Source organism: Streptomyces sp. NPDC059534 (assembly GCF_042743475.1).
In the GTDB taxonomy this organism is placed as follows: Bacteria; Actinomycetota; Actinomycetes; order Streptomycetales; family Streptomycetaceae; genus Streptomyces.
In genome coordinates this window covers 158,651-175,509 of sequence record NZ_JBHWAQ010000013.1, presented here as the reverse complement: position 1 = coordinate 175,509, position 16,859 = coordinate 158,651, and the positions used below count along the sequence as shown (strand labels likewise).

The window sequence follows — 16,859 nt, the reverse complement described above, 5'->3', positions numbered from 1 at the left end:
CTCCTTTTCAGTGGCCTGGTGGCCATCTTCCACAAGGGAAAGGAGACGACCGATGTCCGGACAGTTCACCGACCGCGACGAGCGGGTGTGGCAGCTGCGAGCGGAGGAGCGGGCGGCCCGGCCCCTGCCGGTCGGCGCATGGCTCCGGGGGCTGCGTTCCGCCGCGGTGCGGGCCGCCGCCGAGCGCCGGGCCGCCGCCGGCCGAGCGGCCGCCGTCGACCGTGGGGCCGTCTCCGGCCGAAGGGGCGTCGTCGACCGTGGGGCCGCCGCAGGCCGAGGGGCCGCCGCCGAGCGCCGGGCCGTCCCGCCCGTCGCCCGTGCCGCCTGTGAGCAGGCGTGACCGCCACGTTCCCCCCGGCCGTCGGCCGGGTCGTCGTCGGCGTGAGCGGATCCCTCGCCTCGCTGGCCGCCCTCCGGCACGCCACCGCACTCGCCCGGCGCGAGGCCGCGCCGCTGCTCGCGGTCCTGGTCTGGGAGCCCCCGGAGGGGGAGGCGCTGCACGCCCGGATGCCCGACCGGGCCTGGGCGCGCATGTGGGGCGAGGACGCCCGGCGGCGTCTGGAGGACGCTCTCGTCGACGGACTCGGGGGAATCCCCGCGGACCTGGCCTTCGAGGGCCGCGTCGTCCGGGGCGCACCGGCCGACGCGCTCAGCGCGATGGCCGGCCGCCCTGGCGATGTGCTGGTCGTCGGCTCCGCGCCGGGCCGCGGCCGGTTCTCCCGGCTGCGCCGCCGGCCGGTCCTGCGTGCCCTGGTGGACCGTGCCGCCTGCCCGGTCCTCACGGTGCCGGGACCGGTCCTGCTGCCGGGGGAGGCCCGTGTCCTGCGCCGGAGCGCCCGTACCTCCGCACCGGTGGGGGCCGGGGCGGAGGTACGGGGAGGGGGGCCGGGTGTCGGTGCGGGGCCCGGGTCGGACGACGGGCGCGATGCCCGGACCCGGCGCGGGGACGGACTCCGGGAGCGATGAGGAGTCCGACGCGGACGGCGAGTCCGGCAAGGACAGCGGCGACACCGACGTGACGGCCGAGGACGATGCCTAGGTCGACGCCGACTCGTCCGGCGGCGTGTCGGCGGACTGGCTCGTGGTGTCCGTCACGGGCCCGGACGCGGGGCTCGACGACTCGTCCGGCGGCGGGGAGGAATCGGTGGGGGGCGAGGATTCGGACGAGGGCGGAGGGGTGCTCGTCGACGGGGGCGGAGGGGTGCTCGTCGACGGGGGCGGGGAGAGCGTCGAGGGGCACGGCGACGGGGTGATCCCGTTGCTCGGCGTGGGGGTCTCCGCGCCCGTGACCGTCACGCAGGGCACCGGCGACGACGGGGAGACCGACGGCGACGAACTCGACGTGGAGGGCGAGGTCGACGGGGAGACCGTGTGCGGCGGGGGAGGCGGCGGCGTGGGCTTGTCGTGCTTGCCCGTGTCACCGTGCTGCCGGGCGAACCAGCTGTCGTCCTGGGGGTCGTACACGACGAAGACGTTCACGACCGTCACCGAGGGCGCCACCACGACCACCTGGGACGAGTTGTACCCCTGCCACGGCGTGCCCGACGTCTTCGGCGCCTTCTGCGCCACCGGGTCCGTCAGCGGGTTGCCGCAGGCGCAGCGCACGCGGGGCACCCCGTGGCCGTCGACCATGACGGCCGTCCCGGTCTGGAGCACCGCCTGGTACGTGGTGGCGGATCCGTCGCGGAAGCCGTGGTTCGTCACCCGGGTGTCGACGCGGAGCTGAAGCGGGGTCAGCGAGCGCAGGTAGCCGGGCACCTCGTCAGGGGAGACGCCCGCGACCGAGGCGAAGGCCGCGTTCTTCGAGGGCTGGTCGGCGAGGAAGCGCACCTGCTTCTCCACGTCGCAGCTCGCGACCGACTGCGTACCGCCGTAGAGGCCAGGGGTGGAGCCGTTCACCTCGGGGGTCGTCGAGGCGGTACGGGGCGGCAGCGAGGCCGGCGAGGGGGAGCTGTCGCCGGTGCGTGCCGTCGACTGGGTGAAGGGGTCGGGGCCGGACGCGGCGGCGTTCTGCAGGAAGACCTCGCCGCCCCCGGAGCCCGTCGTGGAGCCGTTGTCGTCGGGACGGTTGGCGAGGACGACGGCCAGGGCGGCGGCGGCCACCAGGACCGCGGTGGCCGAGGCGACCTTCGGGACGGAACGCCACCAGGGACCCTTGCCGCCACCGTCCGGGGGGGAGCCACCGGCGCCGGTGCCACCGCCGCCGGAACCGCCCCCGCCGCCCGAACCGCCCCCGGAGCCGCCGCGAGGTGGTCCGGGCGGCGGCGGAGGACCGCCGGTCCCGGGGCGTGTACTCGGGCCCGAGAGGGGGCCGGAGGGGGGGCCTGTGGGGGGAACCGACGGGGGGCCGGACGGCGGGTGGGAAGTCACGTTTTTCCCTTTCTTCCGTTCCGCGCCTATTGTGTGCGCCGACCGGGGCCCGCCCGCAAGCGGAAGCGTCACCCTGTGCGAGAGCGGCAGGTCCCGTGCCCGGGCCCGTGGCCGATCGGCGTCCGTCCACAAGCGGACCGCCGTCACCGGTACTAGCGTGGTCAGGGTGAGCAGTCGGCTCCCCACCTCCACGCGGCCCGCCGCGTCCACCGGTCCCGTCGCCCGCATCGCCCTCCAGGCCCTGGCGGCCGTGGTCGCCGGGTACGCGGCGATGGCCGTCACCGCCGGGCTCGGCCTCTGGGCCGCCGGCGCCGCCGACCTGCCGGGCGGCTTCACCGCCGTCCTCGCCGCCGTCGTGGTGATGGCGTCGGGCGGCCAGGTCGAACTCTCCGGCGACGCCGGTTCCCTCGCCGGCACCCAGGGCGAACTGACCGCCATGCCCCTCACCGTCACCCTGGTGGGCGCCCTGGTCGTCGGCTTCTGCTTCCTGCGCCCCCTGCGCCACCACGCCGTCGCCGCCACCCGCGAACTCCTGCTCCGCGCGGCGAGCGTCGTCGTGCTCTGGCTGGCCGCCCTCGCGGGCCTCTCGGCCCTGGCCCGGCACGACTTCCCGATCACCCTCGGCGGCGGCGGGGACGAGCAGAGCTCCCTCGGGGACCTCTTCGGCGACCTGCTCGACGCGGTGAACCCGACCGTGGGCTTCCGCACCGACGTCGGCCCCACCCTCTTCTACGGGCTCCTGTGGATCCTCGGCGTGCTCGTCATCGCGCTCCTCGTCTCCCGCAGGACCCCCCTGCCTCCCCGGCTCGTCCGCTACCACGAACCCGTCCGGCCCGCCGCCTTCGCGATGCTCCTCCTGCTCCTCGCGTACGTGGTCGTCGGCCTGGGCATCGGGGTGGTCGTCGCCGCGACCAAGGGCCACGCGGCGGAGACCCTCGCCGTGCTCCTCCTCGGCCTGCCGAACGTGGCGTGGCTCGCCCTCGGCGTGGGCATCGGCGGCTCCTGGGAGGGCAAGGTGGACGGCCCGTTCGGGCTGCCCATGCCGCAGGTCCTCGACGCCGTGCTGCGCGGTGGCGGCGACAGCCCGGACCTCTCGACCGTCGACCTGTCCTCGCTCGCCGAGCAGGACGCGCGCGCGTGGTGGCTGCTGCCCATCGCCGCCGTCCTGCTGTTCGCCGTGGCCTTCTGGGCGGCCGTCCGTTCCCCGGCCCGCATGCGGCTCTGGCAGCACTCCCTGCACCTCGGGATCGCGTTCGCGCTGGCCATGCTGGTCGTCACCCCCCTCACCCTGGTCGAGGCCCGCTTCGGCCTCTCGATCCTCGGGATCGGCGAACTGGACTCGCTCGGCGGGGAAGTGGTGCTGCGCCCCGACATCTGGAAGACGGTCGGCCTCGCGCTGCTCTGGGGCCTGGTCTTCGGCTTCCTCGCCGGCCTCCTCGCCACCCGCGTCCACCGCAAGGGCGAGGTCGCGCAGCAGCCACCCGCCTGAATGCGTTGCGCCAGGTCCTGACGGCGTCGCCTGCGGTTCACAGCTCCCGGAACACCGGCCGCGCCCACGCGGGTGGGGCCGGCGGAGGTCCGAGCGCCTGGGGGCCCTTCGTCACCACCGGACCGGTGCCGCCCGAGGTCAGGGCGGCCCGCAGTTCGGCGACGAACTCCAGGCAGGTCCCGTACCGCTCCTCGGGGGTCTTCGCCAGCGCCTTCGCGAAGACCGCGTCGGCCGCCTCCGGCAGCCCGGGGCGCATCTCGGAGAGCGGCGGCGGGGGATCGTACTGCTGGGCCCAGAGCACGGCCCAGTCGGTGTCACGGCGGAAGGGCGGCGCCCCCGCGATGGTCTCGAACACCACGCACGCCAGGCCGTACACGTCGCAGCGGCCGTCCACCGGCTTGCCGGAGATCTGCTCCGGCGCCACGTAGTCGAGTGTGCCGACGAACTCGCCCACCGTCGTGAACCCGGTCAGCGACAGCGACTTCTTCGTCAGCCCGAAGTCGGTCAGGTACACGTGCTCCGGGTGGTCGCCGTCGGTGCCCTCGGCGATCAGGATGTTGCCGGGCTTCACGTCCCGGTGGACCAGGTCGTGCGCGTGCGCCGCGTCCAGGGCGGACGCCACCTGTACGGCGATCCGGCACGCCTTCACGGGCGGCAGCGGCCCCTCGCGGTCGAGCAGGGCGACCAGGTCCTGTCCCGCCACGTACCGCATCGCGATGTACAGCACGCCCTCCGTCTCGCCCGCCTCGAAGACCGGCACGATGTGCGGGTGGTCGATCGAGGCGGCGACCCGCGACTCGTGGGCGAACCGCTTGCGGAACGTGTCGTTGCGGGCCAGCTCGGGGGCGAGCAGCTTCAACGCCACCGTCCGGTCGAGCCGCAGGTCCCGCGCCCGGTACACGACGGCCATGCCGCCGCGCCCGATCTCGCCCTCCACGCGGTAGCCCGCGATCTCCTTGCCGAGGAGCCCCGAGGGCCGCCCCGCCGGCAGATCGGCGTCGCCCGCCATCAGTCCTCATCCTCCGGTGCCGGCGGTCGTACCACCCGTGTCGGTGTCGGTGCCGGCGGTGATCCGGCCGCGTCCGCGGGGTCTACCTGGGGGACGACCTGTGTGGGCGGCGGTCCGGCGGTCTCGGCGGGGTCGATCTGAGGCACCACCTGGGTCGGGGGCGGTCCGGCGGCCTTGGCGGGGTCGATCTGAGGCACCACCTGGGTCGGGGGCGGTCCGGCGGCCTTGGCGGGGTCGACCGGCGGCACCACCTGGGTCGGCGGCGGTCCGGCGGCCTTGGCAGGGTCGATCTGGGGCACCACCTGCGTCGGCTCGTACACGGCGGGCGTCGCGCCGGCCCGCTCCGGCTCGCGCTGGGGCTGGGGCCGGGGCCGGGGAGCTTCGCCGTCGTCCCGGCCTCCGTGTCCGGTCTCCGGGGCCACGCCCGGGGAGGGGGAGGCGTCCGCGGCCGCTTCCGGGGCCGCTCGCGGGAGCGGGGCCACCGGTGAGGCGATCGAGGGCGCGGCCGAGGCGGCGTACGTACTGAGGCCGAGCCCGTCGCAGTACACCCAGCGCTCGTGCTCCGCGTCGTACAGCCACACCGACTCGCCGTCCACGACCATGCCCACCCGCAGGCCGCGGGTCCGCTGCCGGAAGGTCTCGCCGTCGACGCGGCCGGCGCCCAGCTCCTCGGCGGCCCGCCGGTACCGGCCGAGCGCGTCCTCGGCCCGGGAGATCAGCGGCCGCGGGTCGGCGGTCCTCGTCAGCGGGCGGCCCGCCGCCGGAGGGTCGTCGGGCACGGTGACCAGCAGCCGGGCGTCGACCCACGCGGTCCAGCCGTTGGAGCACAGCACCCGCCCCCAGTCACCGGTCCGCTCCTCCAGCCGCACCGGCAGGAAGGCGTCCAGGGGCGACGTGGGCAGCCCCGGGTCCGGCGCCTCCCAGGCGGCGAGCCCGTCGCGCGGCACGACGTGGGTGGGCCGGAAGTCCGGCACGTACTCCGACAGGGGGAAGCTCACGGACCCTCCAGCGCTACGGGACGGTGCACGGGCCCTCCTCCGCCGCGGGAACGCCCACCGGCCCTCGTCCGGGCCGCGGGAAGGCCCGCGGCCCCTCTCCTCCACGGTGACGCCCACGGCCTACTTCCGCATGACGACCGGCTCGTGGCGGCGCAGCAGCCGGGCCACGACGAGCCCGAGGGCGAGACAGAGCGCGACCAGCATGCCCATGTCGAACAGCCACGCCTCCGCCGTGTGGTGCATCAGCGGGTCGGCGGTCTTGTCGCTCGGCGCGACCTTCCCGATGTCGATGGTCGCGCCCATGGCGGCGAACGCCCACCGCGACGGCACCAGCCAGGCCAGCTGCTCCAGGACGAGTGTGCCGCGCACGGTCAGCAGCGCGCCGCAGAACACCACCTGCACGATCGCGAGGAGGACGAGCAGCGGCATCGTCACCTCCTCCTTGCGCACGACCGCAGAGACGAGCAGGCCGAGCATCATCGCGGTGAAGGCGAGCAGTGCCACGGCGAGGGTGATCTCCACCAGCGGAGGCATCAGGACGCCCTTGCCGTCGGGCACGTTCAGCGGCACGCCGATCAGGGCCACCAGCGTCAGGACCACGGCCTGCACGACGGTGATCACTCCGAGGACGACGATCTTCGAGGCGAGATAGGCCGAACGGGACAGGCCGACGGCTCTCTCGCGCCGGTAGATCGAGCGTTCCTTGACCAGCTCGCGCACGGCGTTCGCCGCGCCCGTGAGGACCGCGCCCACGCAGAGGATGAGCAGGACGTTCAGCGTCGACTCGGGGTTGAGGCTGCCCTCGGACAGGGCCCTGGCCATCGCCCCCATGACGAACGGCAGCGCGATCATGATGGCGATGAAGGTGCGGTCGGCGGAGAGCGCCGTCGCGTACCGGCGTACGAGCGTCCGCAGCTGGGAGCCCCAGCTCTGCGCCTTCGGCGGCGGACCGGGCTCGGCGGCGGGCGCCGCGGCCCCGGCCCCAGCCCCAGCGTCGGCCCCGGCGTCGGCCCCGGCGGCGCCGGTGGGGGTGGCGACGGGGACGTTCGGAGCGGCCGTCGCGTCCGTGATGTACCGGCGGTGGAAGCGGGAGGACCGGTACTGCCCGGCCCAGTCGCGGTCCTTGTCGTTCTCGAACGCCTCGAACGCCTCCGGCCACTGGTCGAACCCGAAGAAGCCGAGGGTGTCCTTCGGAGGCCCGTAGTAGGCGACCCGGCCGCCCGGCGCCAGCACGAGCAGCCGGTCGCAGACGTCCAGGCTGAGCACGCTGTGCGTGACCACGACGACCGTCCGCCCGTCGTCCGCGAGCCCGCGCAGCATGTGCATCACGGACCGGTCCATGCCCGGGTCGAGGCCGGAGGTCGGCTCGTCGAGGAAGAGCAGCGACGGCTTGGTGAGCAGTTCGAGCGCCACGCTCACCCGCTTGCGCTGACCGCCGGAGAGGCTGTGGATCGGCTGCTCCGCGCGCTCCACGAGGCCGAGCTCGCGGATCACCTCGTCCACCCGGTCCCGGCGTTCGGCCGCCACCGTGTCCTCGGGGAACCGCAGCTCGGCGGCGTACCCGAGGGCCCGGCGGACGGTGAGCTGGAGGTGCAGGATGTCGTCCTGGGGCACGAGCCCGATGCGCTGGCGCAGCTCGGCGTAGTCCCGGTACAGGTCACGGCCGTCGTAGAACACGGTGCCCCGGTCGGCGGGGCGCTGTCCGGTGAGGGCGCCCAGGAGCGTCGACTTCCCGGCGCCGGACGGCCCGACGACCGCGAGCAGGCTCTTCTCGCCCACGGGGAACGACACCTCGTCGAGCAGCGTCCGCCGCCCGTGGTCCACGGTCACGGCCAGCGACTGGACGTCCAGCGACACCTCGCCGGTGTCGGTGAACTCGACCAGCTGCCCGCCGATCAGGCAGAACGCGCACCGGCCGACGCCCACGATGTCGTCCGCCGTCACCCGCGCGTCCTCCACCCGCCGGCCGTTGAGGAACGTGCCGTTGTGGCTGCCCAGGTCATGGATCCAGTACGTGCCGTCCGGATGCGCCCGCAGCTCCGCGTGGCGCCGCGAGACCACCAGGTCCGCCACGACGACGTCGTTGTCCGGCGCCCGGCCGATCCGGATGCTGTGCGCCGGCAGCGGCCGCACGGACGTCGGCTGCCGGAACGTACCGGTGGCGGCGGGGTGCGACACGGAGGGCGGCCGGAGCGCGGTCCCGGCGGGGGGTACGGGCGCGGGCGCGGGTTCCGGCGCCGGGGTCCACACCGGGGCGTCGGGCGCGGGCGCGGGCGGGGGTTCCGCCAGGGGAGGGAGCGGCGCGGACAGGACCGGCTCGGGGGGAGCACCGGCAGGGGGCGACGACAGGGCCGGGTCCGGGGGCAGGAGCGGGTCGGGAGGCAGAACGGAGTCCGGGTCCGGCGGCGGGGGCACGGGCGGCGGGGGTACGGGCGCCGGGGCGCCGGCCGAGAGCACCGCGCGGGGGCCGTCCTCCGGGTGCCCGAAGCGTACGGTCGTGCCGGGGCCGACCTCCTGGGGCAGGAACACCCGGAGACCGTCCGCGTACGTGCCGTTCGTGCTGTCCTCGTCCGCCAGGGTCCAGTGGCCGCCCGCGGCGCGGAACACCGCGTGGTGCCAGGACGCCCGGGCGTCCGAGAGGACGACATCGCTGGTGGGGTCGCGCCCGATGCGATAGACGCGGCTCGCGTCCATGCGTGTCGCGTCCCCGTCGATCTCGAGGACCATGTCGGGCGCCGCAGGCGCGACGGGCCGCTCTCCCATGCGTGAATTTTATCCGCCGGTGCTGATCCCCGCCCGGGATGGAGGCGCCGGTAGGGTGGGCGTCCGCCGCGGGACGCGGCCCGGACCAAGGAGGAACCACCCGTGCCGAAAGGTGTGACCAGGCGGCGGCCCCGTACCCGCGCGGCGCTTCTGAAGGCCGCCCTGGAGACCTTCGCCGAGCACGGCTTCCACGCGACGACGATCGAGCAGATCTGCGAGCGCGCGGGCTACACCCGGGGCGCGTACTACTCGAACTTCGCGAGCAAGGAAGAGCTCTTCCTCGCCCTCTTCGACGAGCACAGCGACCGGACCGTACGGCGGCTCGCCGAGGCGATCGACGCGCTGACGGCGGAGGAGTACACGCTGGAGCGGCTCGCGGAGCTTGCCGCCCGGGTGGAACCGGACGAGCGGGACTGGTACCTCGTCACCACCGAGTTCACCCTGCACGCCATCCGCGACCGGCAGGCCGCCTGGGTGCTCGCCCGCCACGACGAGCGGCTGCGGGCCGAGATCGCCCGCGGCCTCACCCTCGTCCTGCGGCGGGCGGGGCGCGAACTGACCGTGGACGCCGACCGGTTCGCCCGGCTCCTCATCGCCCTGCGCGAAGGCGGTCTCGCGCAGAGCTACGTGGAGCCGGACGCGCTGCCGTCCGGCAGTCTGGAACGCCAGTTCCTCGCCCCGCTCCTGGAGGCGTCGACCCGGGCGATCCCCGGGCCGGCCGGTCAGTCGAAGAGGTCCGGGTCGGACGCGGTGATCTGATCCCACAGCGGGCGCGCCTGGAACCATCCGGCCAGGTGCCCGCCGACCTGACCCCGGGTGAGGAGGGCGGTCTCCCGGTCGATGAGCTGCGGGGTGCCCGCCGCCATCGCGAGGAGCTGCGCCTGGCAGGAGCGCTCCATGGTGACGAACCACCAGACGGCCTCGGCGACCGAGTGGCCCACCGTGAGCAGCCCGTGGTTCTTGAGGATGACCGCCTTGTGGTCGCCGAGGGCCTTGGCGACCCGCTCGCCCTCCTCGGTCTCGTTCACCACGCCCCGGTAGTCGTCGTAGATGCCGTGGTCCTCGAAGAAGGCGCAGGCGTCCTGGGTGATGGGGTCGAGCGGGATGCCCAGACTGGAGAACGCCTTGCCGTGCAGGGAGTGCGAGTGCGCGGCGGCGATCGCGTCCGGCCGGGCGGCGTGGACCCGCGAGTGGATGACGAACGCGGCCCGGTTCACGGGCCGGCGGCCCTCCAGGACGGTCCCCTCGTGGTCGACCAGGATCAGGTCCGACGCCTTGATCTGGCCGAAGCTCATCCCGAACGGGTTGACCCAGAAGGCGTTCGGGTCCCCGGGGTCGCGCACGGTGATGTGCCCGGCCACGCCCTCCGAGAAGCCGAACCTCCCGAAGATCCGGAACCCCGCGGCCAGTTGTTCCTTGCGGTACCGGCGTTCCTCCTCCACCGTCCCGAAGGTGGGCGGCAGCGGCAGCACGACCCCCTCGGGCAGCGGTCCTACGGCGGCGGCGAGCGCGGGCGGCACGGTGCTCATGGCGGCTCCTCGTCGAGCGGGTGGGGCACGGCGCGCCAAAAGATACAGAGATGTATCCGATACGACAACGGAGCGACTGCAGCCGCTCCTGGCGGGCGCTCACCCCACCGGGGCCCCGAACCGCGCCAGACAGTGCCAGACCTTCTTCACGTCCTGCGGGTCGTACCGCCCCGAACCGGCCGCCTCCTGCACGATCCGCGGGTCGAGGAACCCGTCCACGGCCATCCGGGCGCCCAGCTCCACGTACTCCGGGCCCCGGAACTCCGGGTGCCGCCGCAGTTCCCCGACGGAGAGCCGGAACCCGCCGTGCCACTCGACCGGGCACCCGAGGCGCCGGGCCGCCTCCTCCACCTCCGTACCCCGGTGGCTCGGGTCCAGGACCAGCGCCTCCACGTCGCGCCCGACCACCACGGGTCCGTGGACCTGCGACTCGACGTAGTCGTCGAGGAGGTCCTGCTCGTCGGCCTCGGCGAGGGCCACCAGCCGCATGCGGGACGCGACGCCGAAATCGACGGGCTCCAGGAAGCTGTCCGGGTAGCAGAAGGTCGCCCGCTCCAGGGTGGTCGCCGCGAGCCGGAGATGGGCGGAGCCGAACCGGGGCGCGGCGCCGAAGGGTCGGCGGCGGAAGTCGAGGGCGCCGTAGACCGGGCGGGTGTCCGCGGGGGAGTCGTCGTACGCCCCGCCGAAGATACGGCTCTCCCGGCGCCAGCGGTCCCCGCCGGGATGCGCGGTGAGGCCGCCGTTGCCGGTGCCGGTGACGAACTGGGAGCGGTAGACCCCCTCGTCCGCCAGCCGGTCCAGGAAGTGCGGATGGAAGTTGAGGGTGATCCTCAGGCCCGGATCGAGCGGCTCGCCCGAAGAGCGGCCCGCGACATGGGCGAGGGCCTGCCGGGCGGGGGCGTGGAGTGGTGTCATCGGGGCAGTGTGCCGGGGCGGCGGGGCTTGCGGCGCGGGGTTTTCGCTGGTTACGGTCGGAGGGTGTGGGAAAGCGCTTTCTATCGCGCCTGTCCGCCTGTCCGCCTGCCCGCCTGTGCCTCTGCCGTACCCCGCCGTGCCTCTGCCCTACCCCCGCCCCCGCCCCGCACCTCAACGCCCCGGAGTCCGCCGCGTGCCCACCGCCGACGTCCTGATCTACACCCGCACCGCGGGCTACCGCCACGACTCGATCCCCGCCGGTGCCGCCGCGCTCACCGAGCTGGCGGCGGAACTCGGGCGGGCGGCCGAGGTGACCGAGGAGCCGGGAGTCTTCACGGCCGAACGGCTGGCCGGGTGTGCGGTGGTGGTGCTGCTCTCCACGACCGGGACCGTGCTGACCTCCGAGGGCCGGGCGGCGTTCGAGGAGTACCTCAGAGGAGGCGGCGCGCTGCTCGCCGTGCACGCGGCGGCCAACGCGGAACCGGACTGGCCGTTCTACGGCGAGCTGCTCGGGACGCGCTTCGACGGGCACCCCGAGATCCAGCCGGGCGTCGTCCTCGTCGACGCCCACGACCACCCGGCGACCGCCCCGCTCCCGGACCGCTGGGCCTGGACCGACGAGTGGTACAACTTCACCTCCGACCCGCGAGGGAGCGGCGGAACCCCCGTACGCGTGCTCGCGCGCGCCGACGAGTCCACCTATCGCGGCGGCACCCACGGCGACGACCATCCGCTGGTCTGGTGCCGGGAGGTGGACCGGGGACGGGTCTTCTTCACGGCGCTCGGCCACGCCTCGGAGGCGTACCGCGACACCGCCTTCCGCGCGCACCTCTCCGGCGCCCTGGCCTGGCTGACCGCCTGAGCGCACCCGCGCGCCGGTCACCCCAGCGCCCCGCCCCTGTTGCGCCGCCACCCCCGGGGCGCGGAAGGTTGCAGAGGGGGCCGTTGGCACGAGGAGGCACCGTCATGGGCATCGCCACCGTGAACCCCGCGACCGGCGAGACGCTGCGCACCTACGAGGCCCACGGGCCCGAGGAGGTCGAGCGGCGGATCGCCGCGGCGCACGAGGCGTACCGCCAGTACCGCACGACCCCCTTCGCCGAGCGCGCCCGCCTCATGCGTGCCGCCGCCGCCCTCCTCGACGAGGACACCGAGGACATCGCCCGCACCATGACCCTGGAGATGGGCAAGCCGATCGCCGCCGCCCGCGCGGAGGCCGGCAAGTGCGCCAAGACCATGCGCTGGTACGCCGCCCACGCGGAGGAGCTGCTCGCCGACGAGCATCCCGCCGAGAGCGACGTTCAGGACGCCGGAGCCGACCTCGCCCGCGTCCACTACCGGCCGCTCGGCCCCGTCCTCGCCGTCATGCCGTGGAACTTCCCGCTCTGGCAGGTGATCCGCTTCGCCGCGCCGGCGCTCATGGCGGGCAACACGGGTCTGCTCAAGCACGCCTCCAACGTGCCGAGGACCGCGCTCTACCTCGGCGACCTCTTCCGCCGTGCGGGTTTCCCCGAGGGCTGCTTCCAGGCCCTCCTCATCGGCTCCCGCGACGTCGAGGGCGTCCTGCGGGACCCCCGGGTCGTGGCCGCCACCCTCACGGGCAGCGAACCGGCCGGCCGGGCCGTCGCCGCCGTCGCGGGCGACGAGGTGAAGAAGACCGTCCTGGAACTCGGCGGCAGCGACCCGTTCATCGTCATGCCCTCCGCCGACATCGTCCGGGCCGTGAAGACGGCCGTCACCGCGCGCGTGCAGAACAACGGCCAGTCCTGCATCGCCGCCAAGCGGTTCATCGTCCACCAGGACGTGTACGACGACTTCTCCGAACGCTTCACCGCCGCCATGAACGCGCTCACCGTCGGCGATCCCTTCGACGAGTCCACCGACGTCGGCCCGCTCGCCACCGAGCAGGGCAGGACCGACCTGGAGGAGCTCGTCGACGACGCGGTACGCCGGGGCGCCACCGCCCTGTGCGGCGGCCACCGGCCGGAGAACCCGGAGCTCGCGAACGGCTGGTACTACCGGCCCACCGTCCTCACCGGCATCACCCCCGAGATGCGGATCCACCGGGAGGAGGCGTTCGGCCCGGTCGCCACCGTCTACCCGGTCCGCGACATCGACGAGGCCGTGACCGTCGCCAACGACTCGCCGTTCGGCCTCAGCTCCAACGTCTGGACCCGCTCCCCGGACGAGGTCGCCTTCTTCGTCCGGGACCTGGAGGCCGGGGGCGTCTTCGTCAACGGCATGACGGCCTCGCACCCGGCGCTCCCCTTCGGCGGCATCAAGCGCTCGGGCTACGGCCGCGAACTCTCCGGCCACGGCATCCGCGAGTTCTGCAACGCGACCACGGTCTGGCAGCGCGCCTGAGACCCGTCGGGGCGGGACCGGACCCCGTGGGCGACCCGCGGGACCGGACCAGTCTGGGCGACCGGTGGGAACCGCGGTCACCCCCGCTCAGGTCCCCTCAGGCCCGCGTCCACTCCGACAAGCGGTCCGCCGGCCAGGTGTTGATCACGCGCTCCTCCGGTACTCCGCACTCCTCCGCCCGCGCGCAGCCCAGGATCTGCCACTCCAGCTGGCCGGGCGCGTGGGCGTCCGTGTCCACGGCGAAGTACACGCCCGCCGCCACCGCGAGCCGCAGCAGCCGGCGGGGCGGATCGAGCCGTTCCGGGCGGCTGTTGATCTCCACGGCCGTTCCCGACTCGGCACACGCGGCGAGCACCCGCTCGGCGTCGAACTCCGACTCCGGCCGCAGCCGCCCGCCCGCCACCAGCCGGCCCGTGCAGTGCCCGAGGACGTCCATCAGCGGATTGCGCACCGCCCGTTCCAGCCGCCGGGTCATCGCGTGCGCGTCCATGCGGAGCTTCGAGTGGACCGAACCGACCACCAGGTCAAGACGCGCGAGCAGCTCGGGCTCCTGGTCGAGCTCGCCGTCGTCGAGGATGTCGCACTCGATCCCGGTCAGCAGCCGGAACGGCGCCCACTCCTCGTTCAGCCGCGCCACCACGTCCAGTTGCTCCCGCAGCCGCTCCGGAGACAGGCCCCGCGCCACCGTGAGCCGGGGCGAATGGTCGGTGAGCACCGCCCACTCGTGGCCGAGAGCCGCCGCCGCACGGCCCATGTCCTCGATCGTGGCGCCGCCGTCGGACCAGTCCGAGTGGAGGTGGCAGTCGCCGCGCAGGGCCGCGCGCAGCGCCTCGCCGCCGTTCACCGGACCGGCGGACCGCAGGGACTCCTCGAGTTCCGCCTCCAGCCGGGCCAGGTACGCGGGCACCTGCCCGGCCAGCGCCTCGCGTACCACCGCCGCGGTCTTGGGCCCCAGCCCCTTCACGGACTCCAGGGTGCCCGCGGCGGCGCGCCGGGACGCCTCGCCCTCCGGCAGTCCCGCGAGGGCGCCCGCGGCCGTACGGAAGGCCCGCGCCCGGTACCCCGGCTCCTGGGCCCGTTCGAGGAGGAACGCGATCCGGTTCAGCGCCGCCACGGGGTCCACGACGCCCCCTCAGGCGCCGCTGGCGGCGTCGGCCGGCACCGTCTCCGGGCCGATCTCGCACCACACCGCCTTGCCCTCGCCGCGCGGTTCGACCCCCCAGCGGGAGGCCAGCGCGTCGAGCAGGAGCAGGCCCCGCCCCGACGTCGCGGCCTCGCCGGGGGTACGCCGTCGGGGCCAGGCGCTCGACCGGTCCTGCACCGAGAGCCTGACCCGGCGCACCGGCTCGGGCAGCACCTCCAGGGTCAGCACCGCGCCGCCCTCGGTGTGCAGCAGCACGTTGACGAGGAGTTCGCCCGTCAGAAGCTCGGCGTCGTCGGACAGCTCGTGCATCCCCCAGTCGCGCAGCGCCTGCCCGACGGCCGCGCGCGCGTCCGAGAGCCCCTGCGGATCGGCCTGGTGGATGTATTGGTGGATGCGCGGCGCCCGCGGCGTGCCCGGGTCCGGGCTGCGCCGCAGTACCAGCAGGGCCACGTCGTCCCCCGAGCCCCACCGCTCCCAGAGCCGCTCGGAGAGATGGTCGGCGAGCGCCTCCGCCTGCGGCGGGCCACTGCTGATCGCCTCCGAGAGTGCCGCGAGACCCGAGTCGATGTCCGAGTCGGGCTGTTCGACGAGCCCGTCCGTGCAGAGCACCAGCGTCTCCCCGGGCACGAGGTCGAGCCGCGTCTCCGGGAACTCCTCGTCCCCGAACACCGTGGCCAGACCCAGCGGGAGCCCGCCCCGCAGCTTCGGCTGCCCGACCCGGCCGTCGGTGTGCCGGATCATCGGGCCGAGGTGCCCGGCCCGTACGGCCCGCAGCGTGCCGCTGCCCAGGTCCACCTGCGCGTACGTGCACGTGGCGAAGCGGTCGGTGTCGAGATCCGCGAGAAACCGGGAGGCCCGGGCGAGCACCGTCGACGGGGCGTGCCCCTCGCCGGCGTACGCGCGCAGGGCGATCCGCAGCTGCCCCATGATGGCGGCGGCGTGCGTGTCGTGGCCCTGGACGTCGCCCACGACGATCCCGACCCGGCCGCGGGGCAGCGCGATCACGTCGTACCAGTCCCCGCCGACCTGCCGCCCGCTCCAGGCCGCGTGATAGCGCACCGCGATCTCGCCGCCGGTGATCTCCGGGATCCGGCGCGGCAGCATCGTCGCCTGGAGCCCGGTCGCGAGCTCCCGCTCCTCGTCGAAGAGGATCGCCCGCTGGAGCGACTGCGCGACGATCGCCGCGAGACCGAGCGCGAGGTTGCGTTCGTCGGGGTTGAAGGCGGTGCGGCCCCGGTAGAAGAGCGCCATCCCGCCGAGGGAACGTGCCTGCGCGACCAGCGGCAGATAACAGGCGGCCCGGAACCGGAGCCGCTCCACGTACGGGGCGAGCTCGGGGAAGTCCCGCCCGAGCGACGGGAACGAGGAGACGAACCGGGCCCGCCCGCTCAGCACCGCCTCCGCCAGCGGAAGGCCCCGGTCGAGCCGACGCGTGCGGAAGTCGTTCAGCACGTCGAGGGATTCGCCGCTGAGCGCGATGATGTTGAGCGAACCGTTCTCGACGAGCGCCAGCGCGAGTCCGTCCGCGCCGAGCCGGGCGAGCCCGCCGGGACCCGTCAGGGCGGCCGTGACGTCGTCCACCGTCACCGCGCGCGACAGCGCGTTCGTCGTCCGCTCGACGATGCTCGTCTGCCGCTCGCGCCGCCGCTCCAGCTCCTGGACGAAGGCGAAGTGCGTGACCTCGGCGGTGGTGTCCCGGACGACGCCCACGATCCGCCGGGCCCGCCCGTCCGGGGAGCGCAGGATCCGCGCCTGCACGTGCGTCCAGTGGAGTGACCCGTCGTCCTGCGGAATGGGGAAGTGCGCGGTGTACGAGACCGCGCCGCTCGTGACGGCCTCCCGTACGACGCCTTCCAGCTTCACCCGCTCCTCGGGGGCCAGCCGCTGGACCACGGACACCGGGCGCCCGTCGTAGGCCGCCGGGGTCAGCCCGAAGACCAGCAGCCCGGTCTCGTCGACATCGATGGTGCCCGTGTCGAGATCCCAGTCGAAGCTGCCGGTCCGGTTCATGGCGAGCCACTCGGCGGGCTCGATCTCGCCATTGCGCGCATGCCGGTCGTCATCGGTCATCCCCCCCATTGTCGAACCCGCACCCCCGCGACGCCATGGCGGCGGCACGGTGTGGCGCGAGTTCGCCGCGGCCAATGTGACCGAAGGGGCGGATCGGGTCGGAGGGGCGCACGGGAACGAGGTGCGCGCGGGGCGGAGCGTGTGCGGGGGCGGGTGCCTGGCCGCGGGGCCTGGGTGATTGCGGCGCGGGGGCGGGTGCCACGTGATG

The 16,859-nt window shown here is 74.5% G+C and carries 14 protein-coding genes; 6 read left to right on the top strand and 8 right to left on the bottom strand.

The genetic code is table 11. The features are described from left to right. Positions 1-52: 52 nt before the first annotated feature. Together ACFVZH_RS18050 and ACFVZH_RS18045 are read left to right on the top strand one after the other, a co-directional pair. Positions 53-340 (top strand): hypothetical protein, encoded by a 288-nt coding sequence (locus ACFVZH_RS18050; RefSeq protein WP_384898331.1) that lies wholly within the window; start codon positions 53-55, stop codon positions 338-340. Then, the gene (locus ACFVZH_RS18045) at positions 337-966 is read left to right on the top strand and encodes a universal stress protein (RefSeq protein WP_384898330.1); all 630 of its coding nucleotides are present in this window, start codon (positions 337-339) and stop codon (positions 964-966) included. The genes ACFVZH_RS18050 and ACFVZH_RS18045 overlap by 4 nt, the downstream gene beginning before the upstream one ends. A 69-nt stretch (positions 967-1,035) precedes the next feature. Here the strand turns inward: ACFVZH_RS18045 and ACFVZH_RS18040 are convergent, their stop codons facing one another. Beyond that, a complete protein-coding gene (locus ACFVZH_RS18040; protein WP_384898329.1) occupies positions 1,036-2,370 on the bottom strand; it encodes a DUF6777 domain-containing protein in 1,335 nt (444 codons plus the stop codon). Positions 2,371-2,527: 157 nt separating this feature from the next. Between ACFVZH_RS18040 and ACFVZH_RS18035 the strand changes: the two genes are divergently transcribed. Next, complete coding sequence (locus ACFVZH_RS18035; protein ID WP_384898328.1) at positions 2,528-3,859, top strand: streptophobe family protein; 1,332 nt, start codon at positions 2,528-2,530, stop codon at positions 3,857-3,859. A gap of 37 nt (positions 3,860-3,896) precedes the next feature. Here ACFVZH_RS18035 and ACFVZH_RS18030 read toward each other — a convergent pair whose 3' ends face one another. The 3 genes from ACFVZH_RS18030 to ACFVZH_RS18020 all read right to left on the bottom strand — a co-directional run bounded on the left by ACFVZH_RS18030 (position 3,897) and on the right by ACFVZH_RS18020 (position 8,629). Continuing rightward, positions 3,897-4,868 (bottom strand): serine/threonine-protein kinase, encoded by a 972-nt coding sequence (locus ACFVZH_RS18030; RefSeq protein ID WP_384898327.1) that lies wholly within the window; start codon positions 4,866-4,868, stop codon positions 3,897-3,899. Beyond that, positions 4,868-5,866 carry a hypothetical protein gene (locus ACFVZH_RS18025; protein ID WP_384898326.1) on the bottom strand — a complete coding sequence of 333 codons (999 nt, stop codon included), beginning with the start codon at positions 5,864-5,866 and terminating at the stop codon, positions 4,868-4,870. The genes ACFVZH_RS18030 and ACFVZH_RS18025 overlap by 1 nt, the downstream gene beginning before the upstream one ends. 120 nt (positions 5,867-5,986) lie before the next feature. Then, positions 5,987-8,629 carry an FHA domain-containing protein gene (locus tag ACFVZH_RS18020; protein WP_384898325.1) on the bottom strand — a complete coding sequence of 881 codons (2,643 nt, stop codon included), beginning with the start codon at positions 8,627-8,629 and terminating at the stop codon, positions 5,987-5,989. Between the two features lie 102 nt (positions 8,630-8,731). Here ACFVZH_RS18020 and ACFVZH_RS18015 point away from each other — a divergent pair, with 102 nt between their 5' ends. Then, the gene (locus ACFVZH_RS18015) at positions 8,732-9,388 is read left to right on the top strand and encodes a TetR/AcrR family transcriptional regulator (protein ID WP_384898324.1); all 657 of its coding nucleotides are present in this window, start codon (positions 8,732-8,734) and stop codon (positions 9,386-9,388) included. Here ACFVZH_RS18015 and ACFVZH_RS18010 read toward each other — a convergent pair. Both ACFVZH_RS18010 and ACFVZH_RS18005 read right to left on the bottom strand, forming a co-directional pair. Then, complete coding sequence (locus tag ACFVZH_RS18010; RefSeq protein ID WP_384898323.1) at positions 9,352-10,158, bottom strand: class II aldolase/adducin family protein; 807 nt, start codon at positions 10,156-10,158, stop codon at positions 9,352-9,354. The genes ACFVZH_RS18015 and ACFVZH_RS18010 overlap by 37 nt on opposite strands. Before the next feature lie 99 nt (positions 10,159-10,257). Continuing rightward, the gene (locus tag ACFVZH_RS18005) at positions 10,258-11,073 is read right to left on the bottom strand and encodes a DUF3626 domain-containing protein (RefSeq protein WP_384898322.1); all 816 of its coding nucleotides are present in this window, start codon (positions 11,071-11,073) and stop codon (positions 10,258-10,260) included. Between the two features lie 193 nt (positions 11,074-11,266). On the opposite strand from ACFVZH_RS18005, the gene ACFVZH_RS18000 reads away from it, so the two are divergent. Both ACFVZH_RS18000 and ACFVZH_RS17995 read left to right on the top strand, forming a co-directional pair. Next, positions 11,267-11,935 (top strand): ThuA domain-containing protein, encoded by a 669-nt coding sequence (locus ACFVZH_RS18000; RefSeq protein WP_384898321.1) that lies wholly within the window; start codon positions 11,267-11,269, stop codon positions 11,933-11,935. A gap of 104 nt (positions 11,936-12,039) precedes the next feature. Further along, complete coding sequence (locus tag ACFVZH_RS17995; protein WP_384898320.1) at positions 12,040-13,437, top strand: NADP-dependent succinic semialdehyde dehydrogenase; 1,398 nt, start codon at positions 12,040-12,042, stop codon at positions 13,435-13,437. Between the two features lie 97 nt (positions 13,438-13,534). Here the strand turns inward: ACFVZH_RS17995 and ACFVZH_RS17990 are convergent, their stop codons facing one another. Both ACFVZH_RS17990 and ACFVZH_RS17985 read right to left on the bottom strand, forming a co-directional pair. Then, positions 13,535-14,560 carry a PHP domain-containing protein gene (locus ACFVZH_RS17990; protein WP_384898319.1) on the bottom strand — a complete coding sequence of 342 codons (1,026 nt, stop codon included), beginning with the start codon at positions 14,558-14,560 and terminating at the stop codon, positions 13,535-13,537. Positions 14,561-14,569: 9 nt separating this feature from the next. Next, positions 14,570-16,651, bottom strand: coding sequence for a SpoIIE family protein phosphatase (locus ACFVZH_RS17985; RefSeq protein ID WP_384898318.1), 2,082 nt, complete (start codon positions 16,649-16,651; stop codon positions 14,570-14,572). Positions 16,652-16,859 lie beyond the last annotated feature (208 nt).